We start from the raw sequence: 6,442 nt of genomic DNA on the forward strand, positions 1-6,442 counted from the left end.
GGCATGGGCGTTTCAGGGGCAGAGTCCGGTGGGCGCGTGGTGCGTGCCCAGGGCGGTTCGGAAGAACGCACCACGGCCGGGCGCTGGTCCGTCCTGCGGCCCGAACCCCTCAATGCCACGGTGCGCGCGCAGGCGCAGGCCGAGTTGTTGCTGGATCGCTACGGAATTCTCACGCGCGGACCGGTGGCGGTGGAGGATGTGCCGGGCGGATTCGCGACCGTCTACAAGGTGCTGCGGGCATTGGAGGACGCGGGCCGGGCCCGGCGCGGTTACTTCATCGAAGGACTGGGTGCCGCGCAGTTCACTCAACCGGCAACGGTTGATATTCTCCGCAGTTTTACCGAGGACGATTCGGTGCGCGCCCCCGAACCGCAGGTGCTCGCGCTGGCCGCCACCGATCCAGCCAACCCGTACGGCGCCGCTTTGGACTGGCCCGAGGTGGTGGCACTGGAATCATCGACCAAACACCGCCCGGGGCGGAAGGCCGGCGCGATCGTGGTGCTCGTGGACGGCGACTTGGTGCTGTATCTGGAGCGCGGCGGCAAGACCGCGCTCGCGTTCACGTCCTCCGAGAGCGAGCTGCGCATGGCCGCCGAGGCCGTGGCCGGACTCGTGCAGCGCCGTGCTGTGGACTCACTCGTGGTCGAGAAGGTCAACGGAGAATCCGTGCTCTCGTCCGTCGAGATGGTGACCGCGATTCGCGAGGGGCTGTTGTCCGGAGGCTTCTACCAAACGCCGCGCGGGGTCCGCATGCGCGCACCGGTGAGCGGGTGATCGCCCATGCCAGAGGGTGATTCCGTCTATCGGCAGTGCAAGATGCTCCGCGAGGCGCTTCAGGGGCAGGTGCTGGAGTCCTCGGATCTCCGAGTGCCCGCGTTGGCGACCACGGACCTGTCCGGGCGCACGGTGGTGGATGTGGTGCCGCGGGGCAAGCACATTCTGATCCGCCTGTCCGCTGCCCCAGATGGTTCTGAGCTGAGGTCCGGTGCCGAACCGCTCACCCTGCACTCGCACCTGATGATGGACGGGACGTGGCGGGTCTTCGAGCGCGCCGGGATGTCTCGAGATGGTGCGGAACGCGGATCGAGAGCGAGTGCGGCGTCGTCGACCGGAACGTCTCCGGCGGCTCGCGGAAAGCGCGGTCGGCAGCCGTATCGCCGCTACGCGAGCGTGCGCTCTCGCGCGGAGGCTCGCACACCGTTGAGCGCGGACGTGTCGACCGGGCAGGGTTCGCACACGATCCGCGCGATCCTGCGCACGGCGACCGTGGACGCAATCGGTTTCGATGTGAAGGACGTGCGGCTGGTGCCCACGCGTCTCGAGGACCAGGAACTCGTCGGGTATTTGGGTCCGGACATACTCGGCCCGGATTGGGACCTGGATGAAGCGCTGCGCAGGCTGCGGGCTCACCCGGACCGCGCGATCGGCACGGCACTGATGGACCAGCGCAATCTCGCGGGTATCGGCAACGTGTACCGGGTGGAAGTACTGTTCATGACGCGCACCAACCCCTGGCGCCCGTGGGCTCCCTTCCGGATGCGAAGCTCACCGAGATCGTGAAGCTGGCGCATAAGCTGCTCAACCTGAATCGTGACCGCCCGCTGCGGTCCACGGTGGGCCACCCCGCGACCGGCGCCCGCTCTTCTGGGCCTACGGCCACTACGACCAGCCCTGCCGCCGGTGCGGCACGCGCCTCAAACGCGGCGAGATCGACGACGCCGCCCCGTCCATCACCGAGCCTCGCGATCCATCCGCGGTTCAGCACGTGCGACAGATTGCGTGGTGTCCGAGGTGTCAAGCGAGCGAGCTCGCTTGATGCGGTCGAGCCGCGTCGAGAACATGAGGTGAGGAAAATGCCTCAGACTCGAACAGATCGAGTCGTTATGTCACCTGACAATTAGCCACGCAGGGACCGGTCCCGCAAACGGTGTAGTCGCCAGTGGGTACGGATCTGGAGCAGGACCGGAAAAACGTGAAGCAGGACGCCGAGCCCAAAGATCCAGAGCGCGGCCGACACCGAAGCAAGCGATGCAATGAGCGCAGCAACAAGATGAACTGCCGCACCCCAGGTGTGTGCCACCGCATTGGATTAAACTGAAGCAAAGAGTTCTGTCGAGGGGTGACGCTCCCCGAGATGGGGCCTCAAGGTGCGAACTCCACGGTTCCACCGAATGAAATGCAGGAAACGGTTGAAGTGATCAACCCCCATTGCTTTGACGATTCGATTCATCCGATCACTCACGTGAAACAGTGATTCGGGAAGAGCCTGGCGGAGCTTATCCCCGACGAAAAACGCTCCGCCGAAGGACACCAAGGTGGTGGTCAGAACGAACGGAAATCCGCCCGCGCCAGCCTCCGTTCCCACCACATAAAGACCAAACGCGGACAGCGCGGTAATCACGAAGGCTGTGATCAATGCGGCTCCTCATGGGACATCGTGAGCTAACGAACCAGGTAAGAGAATGGGCCTACAGCGTAGCTGAGGCCCATTCTCTTCGAATCGTTAGTCCGTTGTTCAGCGAGTGACCCACGTCCGACCGGTCACCGAGGACCAGTGGGCAACGTAGCCGTTGGAGAATCGCTGCTGCACTTCGGTGCCAACTCGGTATTCGTCCGTGGTGGGGTAACCCCAGCCGCGCTCGTATCCTGCCTTCTTCCAGGCATTTCCAATAGCACCGGTCTCGAGGACTGCACGTGCGCCGGTTGCAGGCGACCACAGAATCTTGTGTACCGCGCCTCGGGAATTGCGGAAGCTTTGGTAAGCACCGCCATTGATTAGCCCACCGCGTTCATTCATCGTGGGGGTTCCGACGACGCCGACTCCACCCAGAGCACTATGCCGAGCCTTGATAGCGCCCTTGACGGTATAACCGCCAATGTTTTGCGGGGCTGTTGAGTATGTGGGGGTCGTCCTAGTGGATTGCGTCGCGACACCTCCGAGAAGACTTCCGGACACGGTGCTGGACACGTCCTTCGGACCCTTGCCTTGCGGGAACCCATAGGACACCACGGTGCCCACCAGTCGCCATCCGGATCCGGTGCGAGACAGAGAACCATCCACGTGAGTAAGCCCAATACCGATGACTTTCATCTTCGGATCGGTCAGCACCTTGTTGTGCCCGTGGGAGCCTTTCCACCATTGCACGAGGTCGGTGACCGAGTTCCGGTAAGAAAGTGCGTGGATTTCTCCGACAGCGTTGTAGCCAGCGGCCCGCGGGTCAGTCAGGAAGGTATTGCTGTGATTGATGACTTCCTGCTGGACAAGTCGGTTGGACTGTCCCTGCGCGATGCCGGACAAGCTCGCTGAATACTTCACCGGGGCCAAGCCCTTAGATGCGCGGTGAGCATTGATTTGATTGAGCATGTTCTGTGCATCAGCTGCGCGGGTTGAATCAGACACAGACACAATGTCGTTGGGAGCTGCATTCGCCGGTGCCATGGCGGTCAGACCGCCAACCATGATGCATGCGGCGGTCGCGGAAGCGAGCAGTCGGTTACTCGATTTACGCTTGGGGGCGGCGTGTTTGGGGGTGCGGTACTTGAACATCAGTATCGGGCCATTTCGTCGTCGGGCGCAGGGAAGCGCGCAGGGTCATCTAAGGACCAGACGAAATTGCGCGCGGGGATTCTGCGTCAAAGAAGCGGTTCAAAAAGATAGAGCACCGTCCACCGGGTGGTGGCTGGGGGGAAGAGCCATCCTTGATACTACACACATTGACGTTATCTTGTCGTTATCAATGCTTTTTTCTCGGATTGTCCCCTCGAAGGGGAACGGTCAACCCGGAAACTGGGCTGACCAGGAGTTCGGTGGCCGCAACCTATTGCGTCAACGAGATCGTCAGAATCGCACCGGCCGACAGGACCAATCCGACAACTTGTGGAAAACTTGTTTTCTCGCGCAGAAACAGCATTGCCATGGCAATCGTGATGGCTGGATAGAGCGAGATGAGAGCGCTGCCGATAGATAGCAAACCGGCTTGAAATGCGAAAAGCATCGCGCCATTGGCGATGACATCGAACGCACCCACCATGAGCGCGAGCAAGAGCGCTTTTCTGGGAGGCAGAGCCAGTTGCCTGGAACCCACGGCCGCCAGAACAATGGCCATCGAGGCAGCTCCCCTAGCCGCGACCAGAGGCCACAGTCCCGTTCCTTCGGGGATCTGGTCAGTGAAGATGAAGCTCAGGGCCACACCCACACCCGTTCCCACCGTGAGCCAAGCGATCCGAGCTGTAAATGGCCGAGTGGCGGGATAGGGCAGCTGCGGCTCCCGGCTCACCAGAAGGACCGCAATGATGGCCAGCCCCACGCCAATGAATGACCCCGTACTCAATTGTTCACCGAGGAAAAGTCCGACCAGCACGGGTAGTACCGTCACGATGACTGCCGTGAGCGGAGAGACCACATTCATGGGCCCGTGTGCCATGGCCGAGTAGAACCACACGGTCGCGAGCGCCATCACCACCCCGGAGGCCGCGCCCCACAGGAGCGACGTCAGCTCAATGGACTGACCGACAAGCGGTGCCGCCACAGCGAAGATGATGAATGAGACCGGATAGGCAATGAGCACCACAGCCATTGCCCGTGAGTAACGGGAGGCAAGCCCTCCCACGAAGTCACTGGCGCCATAGGCAACCGCAGAAGTAAGAGCCAGCAGAATCGACAACATCCGCCAAGAACCCCCTTCCGCTCCCCTCGAACTCCCCCGAACTCATCACAATGCCATCAGTGTGGCTACCCAGCCACCGCCGCATGGCTACTCGGCGTCAGCGGGAATTGATCGTCACCGACTCCCCTGTCATCGGGTGCACGAACGTCATGGATCGCGCGATCAACTGCATCGGGTTGTCCGGATCTTCCACATCGAAATCCTCCAGCGGCACCGGGTACAGCTTGTCGCCTCGCAACGGCAGCCCCAAGGACGTCATGTGCACTCGAATTTGGTGGGTGCGCCCGGTCAGCGGCCGAACTTCGTAGAGTCCCCATTCACCGGACGCGTCCGCGAAGGAAGCCAAGAGCCGAACATCCGTGATCGCGTTGATCTCCCCCGGATCCTCGCGGGCCTGCAACTCCCCCTGCGTCTTGTTGATCCGAGATTCCACGCGCACCGGCTCGGCACCAACGCGATCGTTGAGCGAAGCCACTGCCCAATACGTCTTGAACACCGAGCGCTGCTCGAACATCTTGTGGAACGCCCCGCGATCCTCGCGCCGCTTGCACAGCAACAGGACCCCTCCGGTGGAGCGGTCCAACCTGTGCAGTGCGGAAATCTCATCGTTGGCGAACTGCACCCGCCCGGCCACCACCGCGCTGCGGCGCACGTTCTCGCCCTTGGGCGTACTGCACAGCCCATGGGGCTTGTCCACGGCGATAATCCACTCGTCCTCGTAGAGCACGTCCAAGGTGACGGGAGCGGCGTCGTCGTCGGGAATGGGGCGATGGAACCACACGGAAGCGCCGGGAACGTAGGGCGAAGATGTGGTGACCACAGCGCCGTCGTCGGACCGCACCCGACCAGCCGCGACCTCGTCCGCGAACCACGCGGCGCTGTCCGGGAAACGCTGCATCACGTACGAAACAGCCGTTGCAGGCAGCGAACCGAGAGACGAAAGCACCGGATCCGGCGCGCCGGTCCGGGCATCCGAACTCGCGTTGGACCCACCCCGCGGTCCATGGGCAGGGGCGGTGCCGTGCGTCGTTTCCTCATATCGTGTGAGACCAGCCAGCTACCATGGCCTGGAACCTAACACACCACTTTTGAGGCGGCCTATCGTGACCCAGCAGACCACCGCGGAGTACGTGGTGCTCCTGGATGACCAGCACCAGCCCACCGGGACCGCGCTCAAGTCGGAGGTCCACACGGAGGACACTCCCCTGCACCTCGCGTTCTCGTGCACGTGCTCAACACCAAGGGCGAGGTCCTGGTGACCCGTCGCGCGCTGAGTAAGAAGACCTGGCCGGGTGTGTGGACCAATAGTTTCTGCGGCCACCCGGGCCCGGACGAGCCCTTCGAAACGGCCATCGCTCGCCGCGCGCAGCAGGAACTCGGCTTGGAGATCCGCAATATCGCCCCCGTGATCCCGGAGTTCAGCTACCGCGCCACGGATGCGTCCGGGATTGTGGAGAACGAGTTCTGCCCGGTCTTCGTGGCGATCACCGACTTCGAGCCTGAGCCTGTGGAGTCCGAGGTCTCCGAATACGCTGGGCCACCCCCCAGGACCTGGCCGGCGCCGTGCAGCGCGCGCCGTTCGCGTTCAGCCCGTGGCTCGTCTCGCAGATCGCGGAACCGGAGTTGCAGGCCCAGCTCGGCTAGCCGGTTAGGCTCAGACCGTCCCGTTTTCCGGCCCAGGAGCACTGCCATGTCCGAATCCCCGGCGTATCGCGCCGCCAAAGCCGCGCACTCCGTGGATCACCTGTTCGGCTCCCGCGCCCTCCGCATGCCGG

At 63.0% G+C, this 6,442-nt stretch carries 5 protein-coding genes and 2 pseudogenes; 3 read left to right on the forward strand and 4 right to left on the reverse strand.

The features are described from left to right. Both YO9_RS17970 and YO9_RS0110255 read left to right on the forward strand, forming a co-directional pair. Window positions 1-774 (forward strand): Lhr family helicase (locus tag YO9_RS17970; RefSeq protein WP_472973945.1); only part of this gene is annotated, 774 nt, incomplete at its 5' end. Between the two features lie 6 nt (window positions 775-780). Next, window positions 781-1,816, forward strand: a pseudogene (locus YO9_RS0110255) (DNA-formamidopyrimidine glycosylase family protein). Between the two features lie 273 nt (window positions 1,817-2,089). Here the strand turns inward: YO9_RS0110255 and YO9_RS0110260 are convergent. From YO9_RS0110260 to YO9_RS0110275, 4 genes are all read right to left on the reverse strand, one after another. Then, window positions 2,090-2,416: a hypothetical protein gene (locus tag YO9_RS0110260; RefSeq protein WP_016997388.1), complete on the reverse strand. Its 327-nt coding sequence runs from the start codon at window positions 2,414-2,416 to the stop codon at window positions 2,090-2,092. A gap of 99 nt (window positions 2,417-2,515) precedes the next feature. Further along, entirely contained in the window at window positions 2,516-3,547 is a 1,032-nt protein-coding gene (locus YO9_RS0110265; protein WP_016997389.1) for a CAP domain-containing protein, read from the reverse strand. Window positions 3,548-3,818: 271 nt separating this feature from the next. Beyond that, window positions 3,819-4,667, reverse strand: coding sequence for a DMT family transporter (locus YO9_RS0110270; RefSeq protein ID WP_016997390.1), 849 nt, complete (start codon window positions 4,665-4,667; stop codon window positions 3,819-3,821). Window positions 4,668-4,764: 97 nt separating this feature from the next. After that, window positions 4,765-5,565: a pseudouridine synthase gene (locus tag YO9_RS0110275; RefSeq protein ID WP_223286398.1), complete on the reverse strand. Its 801-nt coding sequence runs from the start codon at window positions 5,563-5,565 to the stop codon at window positions 4,765-4,767. Window positions 5,566-5,770: 205 nt separating this feature from the next. On the opposite strand from YO9_RS0110275, the pseudogene idi reads away from it, so the two are divergent. Continuing rightward, window positions 5,771-6,311 (forward strand): annotated as a pseudogene (gene idi, locus YO9_RS0110280) (isopentenyl-diphosphate Delta-isomerase). Window positions 6,312-6,442 lie beyond the last annotated feature (131 nt).

Origin of the sequence: Kocuria atrinae C3-8, from assembly GCF_000286355.1 — a bacterium.
GTDB classification, from domain to species: Bacteria; Actinomycetota; Actinomycetes; order Actinomycetales; family Micrococcaceae; genus Kocuria; species Kocuria atrinae_A.

Excerpts from the sequence above, each read along its gene's own strand:
- YO9_RS0110265 (WP_016997389.1), bottom strand. The coding sequence starts at position 3,547 with ATGTTCAAGTACCGCACCCCCAAACACGCCGCCCCCAAGCGTAAATCG.
- YO9_RS0110270 (WP_016997390.1), bottom strand. The coding sequence starts at position 4,667 with ATGTTGTCGATTCTGCTGGCTCTTACTTCTGCGGTTGCCTATGGCGCC.
- YO9_RS0110275 (WP_223286398.1), bottom strand. The coding sequence starts at position 5,565 with ATGCAGCGTTTCCCGGACAGCGCCGCGTGGTTCGCGGACGAGGTCGCG.